At 62.4% G+C, this 617-nt stretch carries 3 protein-coding genes; all 3 read right to left on the bottom strand.

All coding sequences use genetic code 11. The features are described from left to right. The coding region (locus J6500_RS31695; protein WP_225716608.1) for a flagellar basal body protein at positions 1–163 on the bottom strand (163 nt) is incomplete at its 3' end. A 17-nt stretch (positions 164–180) separates the two neighbouring features. After that, complete coding sequence (fliE, locus tag J6500_RS31690) at positions 181–507, bottom strand: flagellar hook-basal body complex protein FliE (RefSeq protein WP_225716607.1); 327 nt, start codon at positions 505–507, stop codon at positions 181–183. Positions 508–509: 2 nt separating this feature from the next. Then, the coding region (locus J6500_RS31685; protein WP_283842973.1) for a flagellar basal body rod C-terminal domain-containing protein at positions 510–617 on the bottom strand (108 nt) is incomplete at its 5' end.

Below are 617 nucleotides of genomic sequence, written 5' to 3'. Positions count from 1 at the left end.
TGGGAACGCCCTGCATCCGATCCATCTGGTAGAACAGGTCGGTGAACTCGGCCCGCGCCCGCTTGAACGAGGTGGTGTTGATGTTGGCGATGTTGTTCGCGATGACCTCGATGTTGGTCTGCTGCGCGTTCATTCCGGTGGCCGCGATGGCGAGCGATTTCACAGCTTCAATCCTTCATCTCAAATCGACATCCGAACGACTTCCTGGTAGGCCTGCACGACCTTGTCGCGCACCGCGACCGCGGTTTGCAGCGCCTGCTCCGCCGACATCAGCGCCTCCACGACGCGCCGCGTCGATTCCTTGCCCTGGATCGCCGAGATCGACGCGGCTTCGCCGGCCTTGAGCGTTCCGATGGCATCCGTCGTCACCTGCTTGAGCACGGAATCGAAGCCGAGATCGCCGCTCGGCTGAACCGCGCTTGCTGTCGGCGTCGTTATGTCCGTCTCGGCCGCGCGGGCCGCCGCCGGCCCCGCGGAGATCGCAGTCGACGAAATCGCTTCAAGCATCGTCAGCTCCTCAACAGATCGATGGTCATGCTGAGCATCGATCGCACCTGCTTCACCACCTGAAGGTTGGCTTCATAGGACCGGTTGACCTCGCGCATGTCGGCCATTTC

Source organism: Bradyrhizobium semiaridum, from assembly GCF_020329505.1.
Lineage (GTDB): Bacteria > Pseudomonadota > Alphaproteobacteria > Rhizobiales > Xanthobacteraceae > Bradyrhizobium > Bradyrhizobium semiaridum.
Note: the sequence above shows the minus strand (reverse complement) of the source record. Positions and strands in the feature narration are given on the sequence as shown.

Coding starts and splice junctions, on each gene's coding strand:
- fliE (WP_225716607.1), bottom strand. CDS start 507: ATGCTTGAAGCGATTTCGTCGACTGCGATCTCCGCGGGGCCGGCGGCG.